At 53.3% G+C, this 24,801-nt stretch carries 20 protein-coding genes and 2 pseudogenes; 16 read left to right on the top strand and 6 right to left on the bottom strand.

Annotation, left to right across the window (positions count from 1 at the left end):
- Positions 1–501 (bottom strand): molybdopterin-dependent oxidoreductase, encoded by a 501-nt coding sequence (locus tag RA167_RS00220; RefSeq protein WP_076785812.1) that lies wholly within the window; start codon positions 499–501, stop codon positions 1–3.
- A 402-nt stretch (positions 502–903) separates the two neighbouring features.
- Here RA167_RS00220 and RA167_RS00215 point away from each other — a divergent pair, with 402 nt between their 5' ends.
- The 4 genes from RA167_RS00215 (at position 904) to RA167_RS00200 (ending at position 9,204) form a co-directional block, all read left to right on the top strand.
- The gene (locus tag RA167_RS00215; protein ID WP_175972419.1) at positions 904–1,176 is read left to right on the top strand and encodes a hypothetical protein; all 273 of its coding nucleotides are present in this window, start codon (positions 904–906) and stop codon (positions 1,174–1,176) included.
- A 97-nt stretch (positions 1,177–1,273) separates the two neighbouring features.
- Positions 1,274–1,543, top strand: a complete 270-nt coding sequence (locus tag RA167_RS00210) for a helix-turn-helix domain-containing protein (RefSeq protein ID WP_076785809.1) — start codon at positions 1,274–1,276, stop codon at positions 1,541–1,543.
- A 1-nt stretch (position 1,544) separates the two neighbouring features.
- Complete coding sequence (locus RA167_RS00205) at positions 1,545–2,894, top strand: type II toxin-antitoxin system HipA family toxin (RefSeq protein WP_076785808.1); 1,350 nt, start codon at positions 1,545–1,547, stop codon at positions 2,892–2,894.
- Between the two features lie 379 nt (positions 2,895–3,273).
- Positions 3,274–9,204: a DUF3320 domain-containing protein gene (locus RA167_RS00200; protein WP_076785807.1), complete on the top strand. Its 5,931-nt coding sequence runs from the start codon at positions 3,274–3,276 to the stop codon at positions 9,202–9,204.
- 184 nt (positions 9,205–9,388) lie between these two features.
- Here the strand turns inward: RA167_RS00200 and RA167_RS00195 are convergent, their stop codons facing one another.
- The 5 genes and pseudogenes from RA167_RS00195 to RA167_RS00175 all read right to left on the bottom strand — a co-directional run.
- Complete coding sequence (locus RA167_RS00195; RefSeq protein WP_076785806.1) at positions 9,389–9,829, bottom strand: CesT family type III secretion system chaperone; 441 nt, start codon at positions 9,827–9,829, stop codon at positions 9,389–9,391.
- 614 nt (positions 9,830–10,443) lie between these two features.
- Positions 10,444–12,051, bottom strand: coding sequence for a hypothetical protein (locus RA167_RS00190; protein WP_139337029.1), 1,608 nt, complete (start codon positions 12,049–12,051; stop codon positions 10,444–10,446).
- 218 nt (positions 12,052–12,269) lie between these two features.
- Positions 12,270–13,086, bottom strand: a pseudogene (locus RA167_RS00185) (IS5 family transposase).
- 352 nt (positions 13,087–13,438) lie between these two features.
- Positions 13,439–13,588: a hypothetical protein gene (locus tag RA167_RS00180; protein ID WP_237574188.1), complete on the bottom strand. Its 150-nt coding sequence runs from the start codon at positions 13,586–13,588 to the stop codon at positions 13,439–13,441.
- A 173-nt stretch (positions 13,589–13,761) separates the two neighbouring features.
- Positions 13,762–13,920, bottom strand: a pseudogene (locus RA167_RS00175) (IS3 family transposase); the annotation flags it as partial.
- A 284-nt stretch (positions 13,921–14,204) separates the two neighbouring features.
- Between RA167_RS00175 and RA167_RS00170 the strand changes: the two are divergent.
- From RA167_RS00170 to RA167_RS00115, 12 genes are all read left to right on the top strand, one after another.
- A complete protein-coding gene (locus tag RA167_RS00170) occupies positions 14,205–14,396 on the top strand; it encodes a type II toxin-antitoxin system VapC family toxin (RefSeq protein WP_139337028.1) in 192 nt (63 codons plus the stop codon).
- An 80-nt stretch (positions 14,397–14,476) separates the two neighbouring features.
- Positions 14,477–14,893 (top strand): hypothetical protein, encoded by a 417-nt coding sequence (locus RA167_RS00165; protein ID WP_076785803.1) that lies wholly within the window; start codon positions 14,477–14,479, stop codon positions 14,891–14,893.
- A 303-nt stretch (positions 14,894–15,196) separates the two neighbouring features.
- A complete protein-coding gene (locus RA167_RS00160) occupies positions 15,197–15,670 on the top strand; it encodes a transposase (RefSeq protein WP_076785802.1) in 474 nt (157 codons plus the stop codon).
- Between the two features lie 326 nt (positions 15,671–15,996).
- The gene (locus RA167_RS00155) at positions 15,997–16,239 is read left to right on the top strand and encodes a hypothetical protein (protein WP_083706001.1); all 243 of its coding nucleotides are present in this window, start codon (positions 15,997–15,999) and stop codon (positions 16,237–16,239) included.
- 602 nt (positions 16,240–16,841) lie between these two features.
- A complete protein-coding gene (locus RA167_RS00150; RefSeq protein WP_076785801.1) occupies positions 16,842–17,291 on the top strand; it encodes a phage tail protein in 450 nt (149 codons plus the stop codon).
- A gap of 54 nt (positions 17,292–17,345) precedes the next feature.
- A complete protein-coding gene (locus RA167_RS00145) occupies positions 17,346–18,575 on the top strand; it encodes a phage tail sheath family protein (RefSeq protein ID WP_076785800.1) in 1,230 nt (409 codons plus the stop codon).
- Between the two features lie 67 nt (positions 18,576–18,642).
- On the top strand, positions 18,643–20,061 hold the full coding sequence (locus tag RA167_RS00140) for a phage tail sheath family protein (protein ID WP_076785799.1): 1,419 nt from the start codon (positions 18,643–18,645) through the stop codon (positions 20,059–20,061).
- Positions 20,062–20,139: 78 nt separating this feature from the next.
- Complete coding sequence (locus RA167_RS00135; protein WP_076785798.1) at positions 20,140–21,516, top strand: phage tail sheath family protein; 1,377 nt, start codon at positions 20,140–20,142, stop codon at positions 21,514–21,516.
- A complete protein-coding gene (locus RA167_RS00130) occupies positions 21,513–22,055 on the top strand; it encodes a phage tail protein (RefSeq protein ID WP_083706000.1) in 543 nt (180 codons plus the stop codon). The genes RA167_RS00135 and RA167_RS00130 overlap by 4 nt, the downstream gene beginning before the upstream one ends.
- Positions 22,052–22,264: a DUF5908 family protein gene (locus RA167_RS00125; RefSeq protein ID WP_076785797.1), complete on the top strand. Its 213-nt coding sequence runs from the start codon at positions 22,052–22,054 to the stop codon at positions 22,262–22,264. The genes RA167_RS00130 and RA167_RS00125 overlap by 4 nt, the downstream gene beginning before the upstream one ends.
- A complete protein-coding gene (locus RA167_RS00120; protein WP_076785796.1) occupies positions 22,261–23,022 on the top strand; it encodes a hypothetical protein in 762 nt (253 codons plus the stop codon). The genes RA167_RS00125 and RA167_RS00120 overlap by 4 nt, the downstream gene beginning before the upstream one ends.
- Positions 23,022–24,782 (top strand): phage baseplate assembly protein V, encoded by a 1,761-nt coding sequence (locus RA167_RS00115; RefSeq protein ID WP_076785795.1) that lies wholly within the window; start codon positions 23,022–23,024, stop codon positions 24,780–24,782. Before RA167_RS00120 ends, RA167_RS00115 begins: the two co-directional genes overlap by 1 nt.
- Positions 24,783–24,801: the final 19 nt, after the last annotated feature.

The raw sequence follows: 24,801 nt of genomic DNA, 5'->3' as shown, positions 1-24,801 counted from the left end.
TCATCTGACCTCAATCGACTTCACCTGCCACACGAACCGCCCGGCGATCTCTGAGCGATTCAACTCCTTTGGGAACCGGTCGCGGGGATAGACAAGAAACAGCGGGCCGAAGTCCCTGAGCGTCAGCTGTTTGCCGTTGATCTGGTCGGCTAGAATCACGCCGTACCGGTGCGCGTCGCTGATCGGGACCGCATACGATACATAGCCATCGTGTGCTGTCACCCGGAGCGTCGTTCCCTTTGCGCCCACCTTCGATAGCACATCGCTTAAAAGCACGCCGGAAAACTGCGACGAGGGCGTCCAGTTCGTGGCCGTGGTGAACTGGGCACGCGGCATTGACCGCCATTCCTGCTCCGTGAAACGGTACATGTGAGTACCTGGCACATTCGTGCGTTGAATATTGCCGGTGACATCCAATTGCATCGGCGTAGCCTGTGCAAGGCCACCGAAGACGAACAGGATGAGCACGAGGCCTCTCGCGAGCGTTACAAACTTGTTCATGCAGGTTCTCCTGACGAGCCCATTGGCTCAAGCGGTATCTCGGGATTCACATGCTAGACAAGCGGTCCAATTGGTAGCCACGGCGACTGGCTGTGGAATGCGACATGCAAACCGTCGCTCAAATGATTAAACGCGTTCGTAAACAGCCGACCGCGTTGACTGCAGTGCATATAGGGTATCGACAGTGGGTTTGCTTGCGTGCCCGTCGTTGCGGGATCGACGCAGCTTTTCAAAAAACCAGCGTACCCGTCCAGAACAGTCGGTGCGCCGCATACCTTGCAGTGACAAACGGCCACATCGCTATCGATATCAGATAAGCGGACCCTCGGTGCAGCCATTAATAAATGGACAGATTTGTCTGGACGAGGTTGGAAACCAGGTCAGCATATCGTCGGTGTCCGTGTGTCGCAATGCTTGCGTCCGACCTTTTTACAAACAGACGGAATGCTTGCTTTTTATGACGAGGTGGTGGGTTCAGTGATGCGGTGGCTAGCCCACGCTACACCAGCCCTTTTGCGTGCTGGCCGCGGCTGGCGTATCGGTGAAGCGTTTAGCGAAGCATTGGTGTATTGCCAATGTGCTGCTGGGACGTTGCGCGCGGTATCGGTGGTGCAAAGCTGGGTAATTGCGAATCTGACGCGGCGTCAGCGTGCTGAAGGGCTCAATTTTATCTGAATTTCAGATATTTTTTAGGTTATCCGTTTTTCGGATATATTGCAAATATCCGGATTGCAGCTAAAATTAAAATAGCTGATTTTCGGGTACAAATCGTATGTCTCACACCCCGCCGTTCCAACTGCTTGTGACTGCTTTGCAGCTAGGTCAACTGCTGAAGGCGGCTCGCAAGCGTAGCAAGCTGACACAGGCCGAGGTGGCGGCCCGATTGGGGCTGAGCCAGAACCGCGTTTCCTATCTGGAACAACATCCGGACCAACTGAGTTTCAAGCAGTTGCTGGGCTGGTGCGCGGCCGTCGGCCTGGAACTGCGGCTGGGCGAGCGCGAGCGCGAGCGCCTCGAATCGACCAACAAGACGCAGTGGTGAGATGGGGCGGCGCTCGCACAGTCAAACCCTGACGCTTTGGGCCAACGGCGACTACGTAGGCCGCTGGACTATCACGGCCCGCGGCGACATGGAGCTGCAATACGATGGGGGCTGGCTTGCCTCTGCGCATGGACGGCCAATATCTTTGTCGCTGCCCTTTAACCTCAACAACGAGCCGTTGAAAGGCGAGCGCGTTGCCCATTACTTCGAAGGCCTGCTGCCTGATAGCGATGCCATCCGCAAGCGCGTTGCAGCCCGCTTCAAGACGGGGTCTACCGAAGCCTTCAACCTGTTGGCCGCCATCGGACGCGATTGCGTAGGCGCACTACAACTCCTGCCGGAAGGCGAGACACCTTCTGGTGTTGACCGTATCGACGGCGTTGTCGTGGACGACGAAGCCATCGAACGCCATCTGCTCGAAGTCGTAACCCCGGACCGCTTCGCCGGTGCGAGGGACCCTGACGACGACTTCCGGTTCTCGCTAGCCGGCGCTCAGGAGAAGGATGCTTTCCTGTGGTGGGATGACAAGTGGATGAAGCCGCGCGGCGCAACGCCCACCACGCACATCTTTAAGCTGCCGCTTGGCCTGGTCGGTGGTCGGCAGGCCGACTTCAGCACCTCCGTGGACAACGAGTGGCTGTGTCTTCGCTTGTTCAAGGCGTATGGCCTATCCACGGCAAAAGCTCACATCGCCACATTCGGCAAGCGGCGGGTACTCGTTGTCGAGCGATTCGACCGCGTGGTGTCGTCCGACGGCACGCGGTTGTTCCGGCTCATACAGGAAGATTTTTGCCAAGCCACTGGAACATCGCCGCTCGTAAAGTACGAGAACGAAGGCGGGCCAGGCCTCAAGCAACTGTTCCCCCTCGTGCAGCAGTCGCTGGATGCCGAGCGTGACCTGCGCGCCCTCATGGCTTCGCAAATCCTGTTCTGGATGCTGCGCGCGCCGGACGGGCATGCCAAGAACTTCAGCATCCAACTACAGGCCGGGACAGCTGGACGGTTCCGGCTCACGCCGATGTATGACGTGATGTCTGCGTATCCGGTCATCGGCGAAGGACCGAACCAGTGGGCCGAGCAGGACCTTAAGCTTGCTATGGCGCTGCTAGGCAAGAACCGGCACTATCGTATGCACGCCATCCAGCGCCGGCACTTCAATAGCACGGCCCAAAAGCTCGGCTATGGAGGAAACGCCGAGCCATTGCTTCAGGAACTGGTCGCTCGGACGCCAGAGGTAGTCGCGCAAGTGCAAGCGGAGCTGCCGCAAGGCTTTTCGCAGCAAGTGGCCGACAAGGTACTGGGCGGGCTATTGGATGCCGCCCGGGCGCTCGAAGGGATGCCGCCAGTGTGACGCCCGCGGCAGTCGTAGCAACGGGTAAGGACAGGCGACAACCACGCGAATTACCTTGTCGTGAAAGCTCCTTACGCCACCGGCCGCACTTCTGCCGCGAGACGAAAGAAGCGATGCCGCCAACGCTGGTCTCAGCACTTGCAAGCCCGCCGGAACAATGATGCGAAACTGACTATGATCGCCATGTTCATCCGTACGGTGACGCATGTCGCTTCCAGGTTGCCGTTCTTGATCAAGGGGACAAATTTCCGCGCACCCGGCATTGGCGAGGAGAGAATAAAATCTTTGCGAAAGACTCGCAGGTTATCGCGCAATCAAGGTCCAATCTAGCGCCTGCAATAATGAGAACTCGGTTGAACACAGTAGGGGGAACGGGGTGATGATGCAGGAACAGGCAGACAATGCTAAGGATCTGACGACCGATACCGATGTGAAGCTACCTGACGTTCAGGTGATTGCCAACCTGACGATAGGGTATGCGGCGATTCAAAACAATGTTCCGGTCATCCGTGAAATTCGGGTCACAAATGAGGGTGAAACAACGCTCTCTGATATTGAACTAATGGTCAAATGTGTGCCGGCTTTTGCTGAAAGTGCCCGTTTCCGTTTCGACGCATTGATGCCTGGAGAGAGCCGTCGCCTTGCACCGGTCGACCTACGCCCTGATCATCAGTATTTCAGCCAGCTCGACGAATCTGAGCGAGCGGTCATCACAGCAACGCTGCATGCTCGGAAAACGGCACTCGTAACGGCAACGCACAACATTGATGTGCTCGCCTACGACCAGTGGGCCGGCACACGGTCGCTACCCGAACTGCTTGCCGCGTTTTGCATGCCGAACTCGCGGGTCGTAGACAAGCTTCTCGCACGAGTATCCGGGTTGTTGCGCCAGACGTCGGCCGACCTGTCCATGGACGGATACCAGTCCAAGAATCGTGAGAAGGTCTGGAAACAGGTGTCGGCTATCTACAGCACGATAGTTGCTGAGGATATCCAATATTCCAACCCGCCGGCGTCGTTCGGCAATGACGGTCAGAAAATCCGGACGCCGGAACGCATTCTGGATGGCAAGCTCGCGACGTGCCTAGACCTCGCCATGCTGTTTGCGTCTTGCTTGGAGCAGGCGGGCCTGCATCCCGTTGTGCTGTTCAAGGAAGGTCACGCCTGGATCGGTGTCTGGCTGATAGAGACCAGTTTCCCGACCGCATTGGTAGACGACGTTCAGGCTGTTCGCAAGCGGGTGAAATCCGGCGAGTTCATGGTTTTTGAGACCACCAGCGTAGCAGGCGGACATAAACCGTCCCTTCGCTGGGCCTGCGCTCGTGGTCAGGAACACCTGAATGATGAGGACGAGTTCGTGTATGCAGTAGATATTCGGCGCGCACGTGAAGTCCAGCTTCGTCCCCTGCCATCGCGCTCATCGCAGGTCGATGCGTCTGCTGTCCCGATTGGCAAGACCGAAACGCCCATCATCGAGGACATGCCGCAATTGCCGCCGCTGGACCCGGTCGTCGTTCCACTGCACGATAATGTTACATTCGATACACCCGAAGGCCGACTGGCGAAATGGAAGAGCAAGCTGCTCGACCTGACGCTCCGAAACAAGCTTCTGAATTTCAAGCCGACCAAGTCGACGCTGCGCGTCATCTGCCCTAACCTGGGTGCGCTAGAAGACCGGCTGGCAGGCGGAAACGCATTCCGCGTTCGTGCGAAACCGAAGATGATGTCCGGTTCGGATGGTCGCGATGCCGATGTGTACACCGGGCGGAACGGTACGGCTGCAATGGATGACCTAGCGACCGACGCGCTTGGTCGCAACGAAATCGTCACAGACATCGACGAGGAAGCGCTGGAAAGCAGGCTTCTCGAGATATTTCGAACGGCCAGCACGGGCATGGAAGAAGGCGGGGCCAATACGCTGTTTCTGGCTTTTGGAATGTTGGAGTGGCAAGAGAGCCAGGATGCCGAATCCAGCCACCTAGCTCCTATTTTGCTCATCCCGGTCACGTTGTTCCGCCAATCCGTCCGGAGTGGTTTCCGCCTGGCCCGTCACGACGACGACGCGCTCGTGAATCCGACGCTGCTACAAAAGTTGCGGCAAGATTTCAGCCTGAGTCTGCCGTCATTCGACGTTTTACTGACTGATGATCGTGGTATCGACGTCAACCGGATTCTGCAGATCTTCCGGCTGCATGTGGGCGAAATGAAGGGATGGGAAGTCAAGGAGCAGGTGCATCTAGGTATCTTTTCGTTCACGAAGTATCTGATGTGGAAGGACCTCCAGGACCGCCAAAAGCAGCTTCAGAAAAACAGCGTTGTCGCTCATTTAATTAACCATCCCGGCAAGGCATTTGCTGACAGTGCGACTGGATTCGAGCCCAGTACCCTGGATGAGAAGTTCCGACCTCAAGACCTATTTACGCCGTTGCTATCGGATTCGTCGCAGTTGCGTGCCGTTTGCGTCGCTGCCGAAGGCAAGAATCTTGTCATCGAGGGTCCGCCAGGTACGGGTAAGAGCCAGACCATCTCGAACCTGATTGCGCACTTGTTGGCGACTGGGAAGACCGTGCTGTTTGTCTCGGAGAAGATGGCCGCGCTGGAGGTAGTACATCGTCGGCTCAGCAGCCTCGGTTTGGGGCCATTTTGTCTTGAGCTGCATTCGTCCAAGGCTAAAAAAGGGGAGGTTCTGAAGCAGCTTGGCGTCGCGCTTGATGCTGCCAGCACACGTACGGTGAAGGATTGGGAGCGGGAGTCAGAACGGCTTCTAACGCTTCGTGCAGACCTCAATGGTGTCGCGCGTGCACTACATCACATCCATCCGAACGACCTGGCCATTTACGAGGCCATCGGAACCAGCCTGCAGTATGCGCAGTGGCGGCCTGGCGCAATGCCGTGGGCGGATGCAGATGTACATGATCGTGTCCGGCTCGAGGCACTGCGTGAGAGCTGTCGCCAGATGGGCGCTCTGGCTGGCCAGCTGACCGGTTTGCAGAACCATCCTCTGGCAGCCGTCCACAAAACCGAATGGATGGCGTCCTGGCAGCAAGAGTTTCTCGACGCGGTTTCGGCGTTTGAAGCCCAAATCAAGAAGCTGGATGAGGCTGCATCGAACCTGCTGGATCAATTGGGCCTTCCTAAAATTGCTTTTTCCCTGAATGGGCTGGGCCAATTGGATGTACTGGCCGACGTGCTCTCTGCCGCGCCCACCGTTCCTATCGAGGTTGCCCGGTCGGCGCATGACGAATCCACGCGCAACCGACTTGCCAACCTGCGGCGCCATGGCCTCGCGCGCAATCAGGCATGGGAGCCGCTGAGCAAACACTACGTGGAAGACGTTGCCACCCTAAATGCGTCGGAGCTGAAACTGCAGTGGGCGGCGGCGACCCATACCTGGTGGCCGAAACGCCTATTTGCCCGGCGTGCGGTTACCGGACGATTGCGACTGTATCGACAGGACCAGCGTCGCCCACCAGGTGGCGATGTTCCGTCCATCATTACGGCATTGACCGCTGTCAATGCCGAGGACAAGATCATCGAGTCTATGTCTCATGACGCGTTGCAATTGCTGCATGAAGCGTTCGCTGCGTCGAAGACGGACTGGAACGCCGTCGAGTCGGCCGAGCGGTGGGCGACGTCATTTGCGGACGCGGTAGCGGCAATCGCGGACAACGACATCGAGCTGGCCCAGACGCTCCGCGCAAAGCTGCAGCCGTTTGTTTCCGACAACCGGGGCATGCTGAAGGCAGGCATGCCTCTCGGCTCCAGTTTGTTGGCGTACCGCGATTGCTATCGGGACGTCATGACTAAACTCCGCCAGGTCATTGAGCTTGGACACTGTCAGGCTGACTTCGGACTCGATCCAACTGCCGCCAGTGTGATTCCTCGGCTGTTGAACTTGCTTCAAAGATGGCAATCTGCTTCGCGGCAACTGCAGCCGTGGTGCCTGTGGCGGAAATCCCGCGCCAATGCAATCAACAGCGGGTTGCAGGGTATTGTGGATGCACTGGAGGCTGGCGAGGTGCCATTGTCCGCTGTGGCGACGTTCTTCGAATACAGCTACCAGAGCTGGTGGCTGCGCAAAGCGATTGACCGCGAGCCGGTGCTCTGCAACTTCTCGAGTGCCGAGCATAACCGCAAGATTGCTGAGTTCAACGAGGCTGACGAGCGGTTTCAGAAGCTGACCCAGCAATATATTGTGGCCAAACTTGCGGGCCAGATTCCGGCGAGCCTCGAGGTTGTGCCCGGTGCTGATTCTGAACTGGGGAAGCTACGGCGCGAATTACAGAAGCAGCGCAAGCACATGCCGATTCGGCAGCTGGTGCAAAACCTGCCGACTCTGATGACCCGGCTGAAGCCATGCCTGCTGATGTCACCCTTGTCAGTCGCCCAGTATCTGGACGCGTCGCACGCTCAGTTTGATGTGGTCATCTTCGACGAGGCCTCTCAGATTCCGGTGTGGGACGCCGTCGGTGCAATGGCGCGCGGCAAGCAGCTCGTCTGCGTCGGCGACCCGAAGCAACTGCCGCCGACCCGCTTCTTCTGCCGGTCAGATGACTCGGAAGTCGGGGCGGATAGCGACGATGTTCAGGACCTTGAGAGCATCTTGGACGAGTGTCTCAGTATCGGCCTGCCTGAACTGCGGTTGAAATGGCACTACCGAAGCAAGCATGAAGGGCTGATTACCTTCAGCAATGTCACGTACTACAATAACGAATTGGTCACGTTCCCGTCGCCGATGACAAATGACCAGAGCGTGCGCTTTGAACGCGTACTGGGTGTCTATGATCGCGGCGGTTCGCGAACTAATCGGGCGGAAGCCGATGCCATCGTCAGGGCAATTGAGCGGCACTATCTGGACTCGGCAAAGCGGCATCTGACGCTCGGCGTAGTGACCTTCAATCAGGCACAGCAAAGCCTGATTGAGCGGATGCTGGAGGAGCGCCGTCGAGCGTCTCAGCAACTAGACCAGGCTATTGCACAGGCGGCGCAGGAGCCGCTGTTCATCAAGAACCTGGAAAACGTCCAAGGTGATGAGCGGGACATCATCTTCTTCTCCATTACCTACGGCCCCGATGCATCGGGCAAGATCAGCCTCAACTTTGGGCCGTTGAATCTAGAGAGCGGCCATCGGCGTCTCAACGTGGCCGTATCACGTGCTCGTGTCGGTGTTGTGATTTTTAGCACATTGCTTCCCGAGCAGATTGACCTGTCGCGTGTCCGGGCTGCCGGCGTACGAGACCTGAAGAACTACCTGGAGTTCGCCATTCGAGGCCCACGCGCCCTGGTGGAGCAAAATGTGCCGACTGGACGGGAGCCCGATAGCCCGTTCGAGCAGCAGGTGATTTCCGCACTTCGTGAGAAAGGTTGGACTGTCCACCCGCAGGTCGGCGTGTCCGGATACCGGGTTGATATTGGCGTGGTCGACCCGCGTGCGCCGGGACGCTATCTGCTGGGCGTCGAATGCGATGGCGCCATGTATCACTCCGGCGCCACTGCGCGCGACCGTGACCGGCTCCGCCAGCATGTCCTTGAAGGGCTGGGTTGGGAACTGTATCGTATATGGTCCACGGACTGGTGGTTGAATCCGCAAGAGCCGATACGAAAGCTTGTGGCCCGACTGGAAGAGTTGGTAGCGACGGTGCCGACCGAGAGCGAACCGCCCGTTGAGCTGCCGGAAGAGGAGAAGGATGAAGAAGCGCCGCATGCTTTGTATGCCCGGGCCGGATCGGTCGTCGAGTCGATTGCGCCTGCGACTCAGTTGCTCGAATACGAACTGACCCGCTTGGACAGGGGCAACCCCCACCTCTTCTACGAGAGCCGCTCAATGCCGACTTTGGTCGAGCAGTTACTTAAGGTAATCGAAACGGAAGGACCGGTATCGCAGGCGATAGTGTTCAAGCGTGTGACGCGGGCTTGGGGGTTGTCTAGGGTGGGTAGTCGCATCGAGGCTCATTTGATTGCAGTGGTGCCCAAGCAGGTGACCCGTACGACGGACAACGACATCACTTTTTATTGGCCTGGGCATGCTAACCCAAGCACCTGGGAAGGTATCCGGGTACCAGGCGGTGACCCCGAAACGCGCCGCAGTATCGACGAGATTAGCCTCGAAGAATTGGGCAATGCGGCTATGTATATCTTGATGCAACAGGGTGGTACGTCGCAAGAGGGATTGGTAAAAGCGGTTTGCCGACTACTCGGTGTGGCTAGGACAACGGCCGATGCCGGCATACGGATTTCTCGGGCGCTGACCCACGGGCGAGTCCAGGCAACAGTGGCTATGGAGGGTGGTTCTGTTCGGTTGCGGAACTGAGTTAGCGTAGGGTAGGCGTTGTTTCAGGGCCGCGTTGATGTTCAGAATTGGGTCCACTCGCCGAATAGGCGGCTGGTTACTGGGTCGAGGAATGGCCGCGCCGGCTTCCAGCTGCTTCGTATTCACAGTCTTATGCCTACCCGCTATTGTAAGTGGCAGAGTGTGTCCGGACTTTCAAAGGACGTCAAAGTTGCCGGATTTGTCGAAACCGTTGAGCGAGGCGCTGGCGTTCTTCGATAAATTTTTCGATTGCTTGCTCAAGCGCATCGGGCTTAAGCGTCTCGGCAGGCAAACCGAGATGATAGACGAATGCGTCCATCGGCTCAGAAACTGAAATTACACCGCCACGCGTGCCTACCTCCAAACAATTCAAACGCAACATATCGGCAAGAATTTGCCCATCCTGAGCATCATTCAACGGAGCAAAGGGTGCATATATATACAGTTTGTTTGATTCAGCATTGAACCTTAGGTACAAACGCTCCCCCCACGCTAGCTCGATCCCTGCCTCGTCATTGGCATCCAATGTCAAGCCGGTGATACGATGACGTTGACCAAGTGCTTCAAGACACCTGCGCACGCGTTCTTTAGCTTGAAATTGCATGACTGCAAAAAAATGATTCATAGTATTTTTACTGTCAATAGATGCAATAGCACATGACCGCTCAAAGAGTGAAGTGCTGTTTTAAAAATATAGAAAAAACCTTTTTTGGATATTTGGCCATAATTTGCGAAAATTTCATCAAGACAGATAGTTTATGTTGGAAAGCTTGCTTTATTTAAGTATTTTTCTGAAAAAATTAATTTTACGGCATGTAAACGTTAATTTAATTTCCGTGGATTAATCGGTGATCATGTACATAATTTCTGTGCTGCTCAGAATAACAAAACGTAAAAATGTGTGAATTTTATTGGTGACTGGTTGCGCTGCTTAATAGCCGGCAGTCGTGCAAAAAATATTGTTTAAATATTTGTCAAAAATAAACGCTCAGATAGCTCACGGCATAAATGTCGATGTGCATTCTCTCAGTAGCCCACTTACACCCGTGCGGCCTCACTTGTTTATGCGTTTTGTCCTATAATTTATTCCATGTTAAATATAAGTTTTAGTATTTACCTGCGCGGCCGAAACCTTTTGTCAAACTTAATGCGGTTGTGGCATTTTGCTCTAATCCAAAAAACGTTTTTGTTGGATTATGCGCGCTGAAAGCGCAGTTTAAAATTTAGTCAAATCATTGTTTATTCCGAATAATAGCGAGAGCGCCCAGAAACGCGGAGGCGCTCGGATTTTTGAAGAGCCGATAGTGGTGAACTAATTGGGTCGGACTTTGAAACTGCTGATGGAGCTTTGGTTGAAGTCGCTCCTTCAAGGGGGCTCTTGGTCCAAGTATTAAAAATTGTATTAGATTGATTGTCGTAGGATTTTTGCTTATGATAATCTAATATAATGCGCTCTATAATACATGCTGCGACGTTGTGTGATTCCGGGCTTGGGTGTTGCTCAATATATCCTTGATCTTTAAAATGCTCCACGAGTTTATTTAAGCTCATGGTTTTCCCGTCAAATTCAACTTGGGTATCCTTTTCTGCTTCAAAAAGCTTCTTAAGGGTTTCGGGGCGCATTTTTTTCCAATAGTGATTAAGTTCATCCTCCTGGCCCTTGAGTTCCTTCTTCACAATTTTTCCTTCCATTAAAGCGATATTTTTGACAATAGGTCGACCGTATTTTTGTTTAAATTTTTGGATTAAGCCTTGCTGTATTCCCATAAGCATGTCTTCTCCGCCTGCAACCATATACGCAGCATAGATTCCATCTTCCCCTTTTTTGCGAAATGGAGATTTTATAGAAACGTATTGTTGTGCTGGCGATAGAACTGGTCGCTCGTTTGCGGCTTTCGGTTTTTTGGGTGAATATTCATTTTTTTTGAATCCAAAGTGTTTTGGAGGATCTTCGCGTGTAGGATAACCAACTCCAAGTCCGATGATAGATTTTTGAGTATTTTTATGTTTATTGTTCAATTGAGTTTTTATACCAGGATTGGTGTGTCTAGTATTTTCGGTTAGAGCAACGTCCTGATCCATCATTATAATTTGCTGAGGACGATATGGCAGTGTATCTGCAAACGCCAAGGCTGCAGCGCGCGCAGCGCCGAAACCGGTCAAGCTACCGCCGTACCACCCGACAAGGTGCAAATTTTTATATTGCTCCATCATTTCGTTAAGAGCAGCCTCATAGCATTTGAACTCTGTCTCATGAACAAGCAAATAAACTGATTCATCTCGCATATATTTTGGATGCCATGCGAGGCTACCGCCTGTTTTGCTTTTAAGGTCGCCTGCAATTTTGTTGGCGCTCCCGCCGCTTATAACAATAATTGGCACTTTATTTGACTGCAGATCATATTCTTGCCCGTTATGTTCTTGTGTGCCCTCTCTTTTTCTGAATGAGAGCCAGTCAGCTGGATTATCTTTATAATTGCCTTGAGAAGCGAGTTCTTTACATGTGGCAATTCTTTTTTCTAACACTTCTTTCATGTATTCAAAATTTTTATTTTTATCACTTGATACGGTGACGGGAGCATATTTGCAGCTTGGTCGCGTTTTTTTGTCAGCCCATCGAGGGTTTAAATCTATCTTAATTGCAGGTTTCCCTGCAGGCGCAGTGCCAGAATTATTTTTTATATCAGGAGCGCTACGATCTCCAGTAAGATGAAGTTTAGGGGTATAGTATCTTGAATTTTTTAAAGAACTTTGGTGACCTTTCGAAACAGAAGCGTGTGCTTCCGCCGATCTGGACGACCTAGAAGGATTTGTAGAATTATTTTTTAGCTCTTTGCGGCCAAGCATAATTTTCCCTCTATTTTAATTAATTAAAATTATTGAAGTATAGCTATATCCAAATTATCGAAAAACAAACTTCTTCCTTATTGGCATCTTTCTTTGCGCAATGCACAGAGCATTTGGACTGTCAATCAACGGTCAAACCCTCAATGTAGAATAATTTGGGTGATCTCTATTTATTTTGGCGGCGATCGACTAGGTTATGTCTGATGGATCAAAATTATCTAGAGCGTGTTATGTACTTTGCGAGATAGGCGCGGCATGAACGAGCATGAGCATGGCAAAGCGGCGAAATGCAAGCCGACGAGCGTTTCGGGCAAACGCTCGTCGTCACGAGCGAGTCTTCGAAAGCGATTAAGCCATCCAAGACTGCGCTCGATGACCCATCGGCGCGGCAGCAGGATAAAGCCCTTCGTTGCCTCTGACCGTTTGATAACCTGCAATTCGATGCCTTCATCTTACGCGGCTTGCGCAGGCTCTTCTCCTGTATAACCTTGGTCGGCAAAGGCAAGCTTCACGCGCTGCCTGCTCACATGTTGTACCTCTTGTGCCAACACCTGAACCTGTGCGCGTGCTTGCTCATTGGCCGGCGTGACATGGACCGCCAGCCAATGCCCGGGCGTATCGACGGCCCTATGCACCTTGCTTGCCCGTTTGCGCTTGTCGCCGTCGTAGCTTGCGCGTGGGCCACTCTCGCAGCTCGAGTGCAACGTACGCCCGTCCAGAACCACCGCACTGGGCTGGGCTTGCCGGCCCTGCGCAACACGCAGCACCGAACGCAAATCTTGAACCATCGCTTTGAAGCTACCCGCTCGCAGCCAGCGTTGAGTTTGCTGATGCACCACGCCTCCCATGGCGGAAAGTTCGCCGGCAGCATGCGCCATGCAGCGCCTGCACGAGCCAGCCAACTCAGCGCGTTGCACAACTCGCGCAATTCATACCATCTTGCGGTGCGTCTGGCTCCATCAACGTCAAATACGGAGCAGCGAAGCGCCATGCTTCGTCTGTCACGCCGCTCGGATAGGGTCTGCGTTTCTCCATCTCGATTCGATTCTGAACCTCGCTGAAAGTGCATAACACGCTTTAAGTCCGCAAGAGCCTGGCTTGCCACTCGTTATGGCATACGGTGTCAGCAATGATGAAGAGCGCAATATGCGCGTCCCATGCGTCCCAGTGCGCAACCTGCCAGAAGGTTGTAAATTGCCAGGGCCTTCTACACAATGGGAGCGACGTAGATGGGACCGCAGTGTGCTATATCCAAAGGGAAGGATACCGACCAACACATAGAAGTTCTGTCGCATTAATGTGGCGATGCCGCCAGTTGCCGGGACAAGTCGATCATGGACTCGGCGAGAATCATCCTGTGTGGCATGGGGCCCTCCAGCCCTCCGGCTCACTGGGCCGCGGCGCGTCTGCCCACCGGGACAGTGCGATAGCAGATATACGCATAGAGCGTGCTCTTGGGAATGTGCGGCTGTTGCGCAATCTGCTCAACGCTGAGCGGCCCCTCGCGGTACAAGGTCTCGGCGATATATGCTGTCACGCAGCAGCCCGCGCGTTTTGGAATGCAATCACCTCCCACAGGCAACAGTTACTCTTCGCCAACGTCTGGTGTACCCGGTGTCGCGACGTAACGACGATCGTCGATTTTAGTGGTCGGACTGAACGCGGGGATTTCGTGCTGCAGGGGCGCTGCAAAATCTGCGGCGGTGAAGTCGCACGCTCCTGCAACTGCCCCTTCCATTCCGTGACCTGATTCGGGCGCACATTGAATGGGTGCGCCAATCCTGCCAGCGCTCGCTCACCCTTGACCGCTGCCATTGCCAGCTTTGCCTTGACCGCCGATGAGTGCTTCCGTCTCGTTCTCTTCGTCATTTCCTGGGATCCTTTGCCTGCATTATCGCCGGCTCAGGGCTCGGACATTTCACTTATCAGGATGTCCGATTGCAAGGCTGCCTACGCTAACTTGGACCCTAAACGTCACACGATATGTGAGAGCCAGCTTTTAAAAAGCGTTGACTGGGCGAGTTAGGATGGACTAGTATGAACTTAAAGTGTGTTATGCACTTTCAGCGAGACTCGACGCAGACGATGTTTTGTCAGCAGCGCGAGTATTCGCGGCCAATCTAGGCAAGCTTGATGCTAACGTGAGTCCGCTCGTGTCAGAAATTGAGGCTGGCGGCTTTTTAGAACTGTCGGTAGCTTACGCTGCAATGGCTCGCCATCTACCGGCTATCCATCATGACCTGTTCGATTGGCTTCTTGCTGCACAGGCGTTGTTCGAATCGTTGCGCGTATTGATATCCGATGGCCATTTACCGAAATACGCTGATTTTGTGATTTCCCTATAGGGAAAAGGATTTATTTTAGATTTCGCAAGGGCTTGGTAATGGAACGGTCGATTTTTAGCTGAAGGCAATGGAGATCATCAATGGGCAAGCTGATCGTCGTGACGGGTGCCATGCTGGTTTTTCCGGTTCAGATTCAGGATGTACTATTCGTGCCCCCGATTCCTCCACGGCCCCTGTCGGGAAGCGGCTTTGCCAAGGTAAAAGGGCGGCCGGTTTGTCAGCTGGGCGATGAAAAGAAAATCATCGTGACAACTAGCTATCAGACGGCTTCGGCTTCCATTCCAGGCGTCGCTATTTTGACGGTCACGCAGGCTGAAACCGCCAAGCGAACAAAGAGCCCGCTGCCTGTCATTATTGCGCCCAGTTGGGACATATTATGTACCATCACGGTTCCGGCACAAATACCGGGTACGCCCCCTGTTCCACAACCCCATCCACCCGTTTCAGGCAAGGCTACCGTGATGGCCAATCCCAATATCAATGTGATAGCGAACTAGGGCATAGGTTGCTCATCTATCTAAAAAACACTTCCCACACCATTTTCTCCTTAAGCATCATGAGGACTTCGTCTGAATCAAAGCAAGCATCCATTCAGGTTTGCAACATGCGCGAAACAGCTGGCACAATCGCATGCACTCCCTTGATAATCCTTATGGGGAAAATAAGACTTTAATGTGGTATGTTTTTTTCTATAAAAATGAATCGATCTTTATTTCGATAGCAGTTAGCATCTGATAGGATATGCGATTGTGTGCCGCAATTCATTTTCTCATGCTGTTCAACGATAGGAATAACATGACGTGAGGAACCATAAGCTCAATGCGACTGAAATCATAGCGGTGTTACAAGCACTTCGTGAGGGTGAGACGGTGCCTCAGGTTTGTTGCCGATGGGGTATCAGTGCAACGACGCTTTATCAATTAAAAAGAAGTTATGACGGTCTGAGTGCACCTGTATTTGAACGTATCACCGCACTGACGCGGGAAAACGCACGGTTGCGCCAGCGTGTGAAATCGCTTGAACGCGATAGTGAAGTACTGAGCGAGGCGCTTCGAGCGCAGAGTCTCAGCACACACAAGCGTCGCAGGTTAATCGATCACTTAAGGCAGCATTTCACCGTGAGTCTGGCGCGTGTGTGCCGCTTAGTGGGGATGTCGCGCACCCTTTATTATTATGAACGTGGCGAACTAGGAGGAGAACAAGATGGCCCGGGCTTTGACCGAAGCTCGGTAAAATCGTCCGGAGATGGCCTTACTCAATCGGACAGACTTTGAAGAAATGAGCAAGAAGGCAAGAGAATTTTTAAGAAATGCCTTGCGCAGGTTGCGGTGAGACGCCGAATTCCGCCGCTCGCCGATGTCATTGTTTGATGACTCGCTCCCTGTAGCACCGTCCGTAACGGTCTGCTCCGGGGGGCGTGGACGTCATGCCGAAACGCATCGCGTTGTAGCGCAGCACTGCAATCTTCCGGGCGGTGGCTGTTAATGTCTTTGCTTTACCGATACGCGCTGTTAAACGACGATAAACGCCCGAACGCCGTATTGGACTTGTTCACCGTGACGGCAGCCAGCACAAGGTCTGGCCGTATCTGCTGCGGAGCATGAAGATCGAGCGGGCCAACCAGTTGTGGGCGCTGGGTACAACCTATGTTCCGATGATGCATGGCTTCGTGTATCTGACGGCGGTGGTGGACTGGGTTAGCTGCAAGGTACTCGCGCACCGGGTCGCCATCACGCTGGAAGCAACGCACGCTGTCGAAGCGCTCGAGGACGAGTACGCACGCTACGGCAGCCCAAACCCGCGAACACAAACCAAGGCAGCTCACAGCGAACGCGTTCATTGAGGCCGTGCCGTGCTGGGCCGGAGCATTCGAGTGTTAATAATGGGCAAAAGAAGTTGGCGCGACAATGTATTTGTTGAACGAATGTGGCGAAAAATCACTAAAATTGTCCGAATAACTGAGGCCAACTCCGTCATCTACTACAAGAATAGATTGTACTAAACTATTTTTCACACTGGACTAAACTTTTAGCCACGGCGATACACTGCCGACTGAGAACGAAGCATCACTCGGGCGGTGCTGGCGCAGCAACCGAGTCAGAGAGGTGAAGGTCCAGCGCGAATCGGGTGAATTGTCAAAATCACGAAGCATAAAAAGGATACGAAGATGACAGCACTGAGTTAGCCTTTATCGCTTGTTCAGCCGCGGGCGGGTGTCGATATTCGAAGCGTTGAAGCTCGACTAGCTTAGCCGGTCAATCCATTCTCTCAATGAAGCGACGTATAACCGTCGATGAGTTGGGCGCGTCTGTCAGTGGACCAAAATATCGCTGAACGGCACGGTAAACGTCGTGTCCACTGTACGTAATATGTGCTAGTCAAACGGCACGGGCTCATGATGCAATCGGGACGCAAGGTTTCCTAATACACAATAAAGGAGAAGTTATGGCAACCACGGCAGATCAAATCGCAACAACCTACCCGATTCCGGTTTACCGGTTCAAAGTGATGATGGGCAAAGACGAGATGGCATTTAGCAATGTCTCGGGGTTGGATTTGGGATTTGAGACGATTACCTATAAAGATGGAGCGGGACATGTGTACCGGATGCCCGGGCAGGCCAGTGAGTTAAACATCACATTGCGGCGGGGCGTGATTAAGGGTAAAAGCGAGCTGTATGACTGGATTAGCAAGATATCGAAGAACTTGATTGACAAACGAGACCTCTCAATTAGCCTGACTGATGAGGCGGGCACCGCGTTGCTGGTGACGTGGAATGTGACGGATGCATTCCCGAGCAAATTGTCGGGGCCAAGCTTTGATGCGACAAGCAATGAGGTGTCGATCGAGGAGTTGACGCTTGTAGCCGATCGATTGACGATAACATTCCACTGAAAGCGCGATCAGCGGCGCATGCCGCCAGTGCCCTATCCCGATTGAGGTAAGAACATGGCTTACGATTGGCCGGGTGTCTATGTCGAAGAAGATAAAGGTCTGTCCTTGGCGATTACCAGCGGGGCGACCGCGGTGCCGGTGATTGCGTACGACCTTGGCGATGCTAAAGATAAAACTAAAGCGAGTAATCAAGAATTAATCTCAGCGCCGACCCGTATCGATTCATGGATGGCGTTCGTAAATTTGCCCAATGTTCAGACCGTGGCCGAGAACGAGGCAAAAGATCCAAAAAATCCTCTTACAAAGCATCTGGTCGATTACTCACTCTATGTTGCGTTAAAAACCTATTTCGACAATGGCGGTGGCTATTGCTATGTGTGTCCAACGAACGGAAAAGGTGATACTACCGACACCTTAATCAAGACTGTACCCGAGCTGGATGACGTGACGTTAATTGTTCAAGCGGGGGGGCCTAAGTTGGCAGACGCGGTCTTTATGCCAGGTACAGGTTTATGTGCAGAGGGCAAATCGCGCTTTGCGATCCTGGATGGTCCATCCATCAAGCTTGCCACGGATCCCAGTCAGAGCATGACAAAGGATTATCCTAATAGCTCATATGCTGCTGCTTACTATCCCCCTTTGCAGGCAAACTGGGCAACGTATGTCACGACGGATAAAGGTACAGGGAAGGATGCGCAGGTCATAAAGGATATCCCGGTGAGTGCGGCGGTTGCTGGCGCATACTGTGCTGTTGACCGTGACCGCGGCGTGTGGAAGGCGCCAGCCAATGTTCCGTTACAAGGCGGGGTCGTGCCAAAGTTTGTTGTATCCGATGCCACCCAGGGGATCTACAATCAATATACCAAACCCCTGAACATCATTCGCTGCTTTCAGACAGACGTGCCATTGGTGTGGGGTGCGCGCACGCTGGCAGGCGACAGCGAGAAGGAGCGTTGGCGATACGTGCCGGTGCGGCGGCTATTCGGTGCGGCGGAAAAAGATATCAAACGGGCGATGGCGTTTGCGGTGTTCGAACCGAATAACCAGCCGACGTGGGAGAAGGTGCGGGCGGCAATCGATGCATATCTGTACGGTATCTGGAAGGCGGGCGGGCTCATGGGTACGAAGCCGGAGGAGGCGTACTTTGTGCGGTTAGGGCTGGGGGTGACAATGACGCAGGACGACATCGATGAAGGCAAAATGATTGTCCAAATTGGCATGGCGCCCGTGTTTCCTGCGGAGTTCATTATTTTGCGCTTCACTCAGGACATGCACACCGCGTAATGCGGATGGGTGATCGAGCGGATAGGCTGTACTAAAAATTAAGAATGTAGAAATAGTGAGGATAGTCATGGGTGGACCTTATAAAGTTCCCGGCGTTTATATTGAAGAAGACCATTCGTTGTCGCTGAGTGTGCTGTCTGGTGCAACGGCCATTCCAGTGTTTGTTGGACAGTTTTTTAAACCCGGGGCGAACCAAGGGGATGATCCAATACTAGTGACTACAGACCCTGTAGTCTGCATCAGAGTGAATAACTGGGCTGAATTTACTAAGCAGTTTGTTAGCGCGCTTGATTTAAAGGAAGCCCAGCTCACCGTGAATAACGATATCATTCAAGGTAATTGTAAAGTTGTACCCGACTCCGCCAGCGCCGTATCGATACAGGCGTATTTCGAAAATGGCGGCGGGCCATGTTATATTTTATCAATTCAGCAATTAACATCACAAGCCGATATTGAAAGTGCAATTCTGGCCTACCCTGACATCTCACTGCTGTGTTATTGTGGAAATCAACCGTCGGAGCCGGAAAACGTTAAAATTACCTTCAAAAACTTGATTGATCCGCAGAAAAATCTTGGCTATTTTGTGTTGACGGACAGCGATCTTGATAATGTAAAGAATATCGATTTCGGTAATAAGGAGCAGGTTGCGATTTACTATCCGGCATTGCAGATGAACTACCAGATGACAATACCTGATGATAATAAGATTACATTAAAAGGAAGTTTTAAAAGTTTTTCATCTTCCGGTACACCCTTGCCGTCAACACTTAAATTGCTGATTGATTATAAGCCAAAAAATGATGCGGAACAGAGGGATAAAGATGAACTGATTGGAAAGATTAGGTCGTTGTCAGCCATTCCCCTGCGTGCAAGTGGAGTCATGGCGGGAGTCTATGCGCGTACCGATGCATTGCGTGGAGTATGGAAGGCCCCGGCAAATGTGACTTTGTCGTCGGTAAAAGGGACGGTGTGGCCTTGCCCAACACCGCAGGGAGTAATCCAGAAAGCACCTCAGCCGGTGACGGTTACCGATGAGATTCAGGAGAAACTAAATCCAGTAGGCATCAATGCAATCCGATATTTCACGAATCAACAAGCTTATGTAGTCTGGGGAGCCCGGACGCAGAACGGTACCGACGACAATCCTGATAAGCGTTGGCGGTATATCCCAGTGCGGCGATTATTTAATGCGGCTGAACGGGATATCAAGGCCGCGATGAGGCAAGTCGTGTTCGAGCCAAACAGTCAGCCGACATGGGAAAAAGTTCGTGCGGCTATTGATGCTTACCTACACGCGATATGGAGTAAGGGCGGCTTGCAGGGCACAAAACCGGAAGAGGCGTATTTCGTGCAGGTGGGCAAGAATGTGACGATGACCGATGCCGATATTCGCGCGGGCAAACTGATTGTTAAGGTTGGAATGGCTGCGGTGCGCCCGGCCGAATTTATTATCTTGCAGTTTTCACAGAAACAACAAGACGAGTGAGCACTTGAGTTTGGCACACCGAGTGCCGGTTGGAGGCATTAAGATGCGTTGAGATTGACGAATCTTGGAGTTCGAACAGTGCGTCATGAGCAACCTGGTGTCAGTTTTAATTTTCAAGATGAAGCCCGTACGACAACACCGGCCGATACGACGGTGCCGTTATTTGCTGGCTATACAGAAAAAGATCCGGAATCACAAGATCTAGCATCAAAGTGCCCGAAGTCCCCCGTCTTGCTGAATACGTTTGAAGATTTTACGCAGGTTTTTGGTGGTTTTCCGTCATCTAATCCACGGGTTCCGTTGACGCAGGAAGCCGCTTTCTATTACACCGTGAGACATTATTTCGATAACGGTGGTAGTGCGTGCTATGGTGTTTCATTGGGAAGCTATGCGAATTTTCCAGAAGGGGACGACTATTACGCACGGCAAGACATAGCCGATTGCATCACCAGAACTGACTGGAATGATTTTCTTGAGCAGGCGCTAGATGCAACGCTGCTGGCGGTGCCCGATATGGTGATGCTATCAGCGCCCCAGTACTATCAGGCAAACGGCAGCGATCAGTTGAGCGATCAGCAGGTACCGCAGGAAGATGCGGGGCTTTGGACGTCGGTGTGGAAGAAGTTATTAGAAACAACCGAATCTCATCGGCAAGTTTTTGTAGTACTCGATGCGCCGGACAATCCGAAGCTTGTGCGCCAGTGTCTGGATGGGCTGGAGAAGTCAACGGATGAAGCACTGCGCGCGCGCGGTGCGGTGTATTGGCCGCGTCTGCAAACGAACTATTACGTTGATTATGATGACGGCCGTCAGCGTATTCGACGCCAAATCGTCGTTCCACCTTCAGGCGCTGTGGTTGCAGCGATCGGTAAAACCGACCGCGATCGTGGTATTTGGAAGGCCCCGGCCAATGTCGAATTAACCCAAGTGACCCGGCCTAACTATCGGAGCTGGCGCGATGTATTGCTTTCTGAGCCGCCGTTATTCGATGAAAATAAAATCAGCATTAATCTGATTCGAAGCTTCGTTGGGCGCGGGGTGCGTGTATGGGGCTGCCGCACGTTGGTTGCCCCACCGTTGCCGGACCGGTGGCGCTACATTCAGGTACGGCGCACGCTGACCTATATCGAGACCACTTTAACGAACATTGGCCGTTATACGATGTTCGAGCCGAATACCGCGATTACGTGGACGACGCTCAAAAGCTTAGCGCGTGCTTGGCTACGCGATCTATGGCTCGCGGGAGGACTGGTTGGAGCACAGGAAGGCGATGCATTCCAGGTCTTGTTAGGACTTGGCGAGAGCATGACGACAGAAGATATTCGATCGGGCCGGTTAATTCTGATCGCGAAGCTTGCGATGCAATATCCGGCGGAATTTATCGAGCTGCGCGTGTTGTTTCAAACGGGCAGCGATGCTGTGCTAACGGAATCGACGGAGAAAGCGACATCATGAGCAGTGCAATTTTATCAACCGCCGAGGCGATGGCTAAGGCGCCGATCACCGGTGATTTTTACGCGCATAGCCACCGGTTTCTAGTCCAAATCTTTGCTAAGAAGAATTGGGGATTCACGGGTAATCTGCAAGCGCTCAATGTACTGCCAACGGTCGTTGATTTTCGTTTTCAACGCATTAGTGGACTGGGCCGGACGATCCAAACACAGAAGTTTCATCAAGGCGGTGATCCTATTAACCAGATTCACTTACCGAAGGAACTTATACAGGAGAACATTGTTTTGGAGCGCGGGGTCACGACATTATCGCCGTTGACGACAATGTTCATCGACACGATGCGTCAATTCAAAAGCCGGTACCTGGTGGTGGTTATCTTGTTGCTTGATTCATCGTCGTTGCCGCTGTGCAGTTGGATCTGCATGGATGCTTTACCTGTGAAGCTGCAATGGGGTGAACTTGATGCCAATAGCAACACCGTCTTGCTTAATACGATGGAGCTTGCTTGCCGGGATGTGCAGTGGATGGGGTTGGTGGCATGATTGAAATTCATGAATTGATCATCGAGGCGCGCATCGGTACGCCAGGGACATGGAGCGTGCCGGCGACCGCTCTGAGTACGGCTACGTCGCCCATACCCTCTCAGGAAGCAACGCAGTGTGAGGCGCGTTGGGTGGATGCGATTGTGCGGCAGGTCATTGAACGGCTGCGTGATGAATGGCGTAGTGATGTCCACGGAGGTAGCGTATGAGCGGGAACAATCAGTCGCTGCAGAAATTGAAAATGACACCCTATTCGCTGGACAAGGGGGGCGCGCTCAAAAACTTGGCCGGGCCCTTCGAAGTTTTGTACAACCCCGAATCATTGACGATTGGGTATGGTGCGGATTTTCGGAAAGAGTCGCTGGCCGATAGCTCCAATACCCGCGTCAAATTCGGCGCGGTGACACCTAGCACGTTGGCGGTGGAGTTGATCCTAGACAGCAGTTTGCCAGACAGCAAAACAAGCGTCGATGAGCAGTTGTCTAGTCTGTACATCACGTTTTTTAGGATCAATGGTGCGGTGCGTACACCCAACATTGTTAAGGTCGAATGGGGCCATTTTGGCTGGGCGGGGCAAATGAAGTTTACCGGTTGGATGACGAACATGACGGTGACATGTTCGCTCTTTGACCGCAGTGGCGCGCCTCAACGTGCCAACCTCTCAGTCAACTTCCTTGAAGAGTTGGAACTAGATATGGGAGGCAAGGGGGGCAGCGGCGGTAACGTGTCGCAGGGAGGTGGCCAAGGCGGTAGCGGTGGTAGTACGCGGCAAGCCAGCATGTTGTACGAGGGAGGGACCGTTCCAGATGGTGCCGCATTGGCTCATATTGCCGAGGGGGCGTGGTCTGTGCCGAGCCAAACGACGGCGAGCGATTACCTCTCGTACGCCCGTGTAAATGATCTGGATAGCCTGGACGCCTTGACACCTGGCCAATTTTTGCGTGTGCCTGGCTCTAGGGAGGCGTGATGGCGCTTCCCTTTGCGAGTAAAAGATTTGACATCCAGGTGCAAGGCCAGCCGCTGTCTAAGCTTGGTTTAACGGTGATTGAAGCGCAAGTTCAGTATGCAGTTAACCGGATTCCAATGGCCCGGTTAACGTGCCTGGTGGATATAGAAGATCCAGCTAACAGCTGGGCATCGTTAAGCCAGATAGATAAGGCATGGCAGCCAGCTCATCCCGTCAAAATCAGTTATACGGATGAAACAGGCACGCGTGTCCCGATTTTTGATGGGATGGTCGCCAGGCCACTGAACCCAAGCTATGCGCAACGGCAACTAACGTGCCAGCTCGAGGTGGTCCATGAGCTGCAGAAAATGGCCAACAGCCACCGCAGTCAGGTGTTGACCCAAAAAGGCGAAAAACTCACCGATGCTCAGGCTCTGCAAAAGCTGTTCAAGGAGCACGGCATCAAGGTGAAAAAAATGGATGGCATGACGGTTTCTCACGCACAGCTGATTCAATGGTCTTGCTCGGACTGGGCCTGGTTGATGAGCCGAATTAGCGCGTATCCGGTCTGGTTGATCGGTGCTCCCGAACAATCGGTGTCGATTCTCAAACCGGATATTGGGCAAGCGCCACAAGGCCTCGTCTTGAAAGCGGCGAAGCAGAATGCTGGGATCGAGTTGCGTGATATGAAGTACCGGCGTGATAGCCGAAGACTACCGAGCCAATTGAGCGTAAATTACTGGGATGTCGCGCAGCAGAAAAGTCGGTCTGTGAAGGCAAAACCTCCGGCAGTCGGATCGGGCGTGTTCAAGCCGCTCACCTATGCTGCGTCCGATGCGATGCACTGGACACTGAACTCAGGCTTGCCGCTTAGCGAAACGGAAGCGCAATCTTTCGCGGATGCCCGCTTGGTAGGTTGCCAACTGGCCGGTACCCAGGCGGAGTTCACAGTGGATTGGAGTGAAGCAACGGCTAAACTGGCACCTGGACAAACCCTAGAGTTGTCGGGCTATGGCACTTTCGATGGCAAGGGGCTGATTGCCGAAGTGCGGCACCAATGGTTCGGTGCTGGCCTAGGTAAGACGATCGTGACGACAGGCCGGCCTAACGCCGTGATCGGCCTTCAAATACCGGAGATCGATGCGCCCTTGATGCCAAGGGTCCAAGGTATGGCACCCGGTGTGGTTGTGAAGCCTGGTCGCGAAAAGGACCCGACTGGTTGGGGATGTATGGCGGTGCGCGTGCCGGGTCTGGGAGGCAAGCCAGGACAGGAGCCGTCGGTCTGGGTGCGGCCCGGCATGGCCTATGCCAGCAAGGGCAGCGGCTTATGCTTGTATCCGGAGGCCGATGACGAGGTGATGCTGGCGTTTCTGAGTGACGATCCGCGCTTTCCAGTGATCGTCAGCGCCGTGCATAACCCGAAAAACAAGGCACCGTTCGAACCGAGCGAGAAAAACGAGCAAAAGGGCTTGGTTTTGGCGAAAGACGGCAAGACGCAGTTCCAGTGGCTTTTTGATGTCAAGGACGGTGGCACGCTTACGTTGGAAGCGCAGAAGACGGCGCTGGTACTGTCCAAGACAAGCCTGCGCTTGCATGGCGAAGAAGCGTTCGCGCTTGATGCGAAAAAAATCACCGTAGAAGCCAAAGAAGGTCTCACCCTCAAAAATGGTCAATCCGAGATGAAGATGGGAGGGACCTCCCTAAGCGCCAAATCGCAAACGCTTTCGCTGCAGGGCTCAGCCAAAGCTGACCTCAAAGGCGGCCAGGTCAACTTGGGTTAATCGTATGAATGGAGGACAG

The sequence above is a fragment of the Mycetohabitans endofungorum genome, assembly GCF_037477895.1.
Lineage (GTDB): Bacteria > Pseudomonadota > Gammaproteobacteria > Burkholderiales > Burkholderiaceae > Mycetohabitans.
The sequence above is the reverse complement of the archived record's forward strand: the minus strand, read 5'-3'. Positions and strand labels throughout refer to the sequence as shown.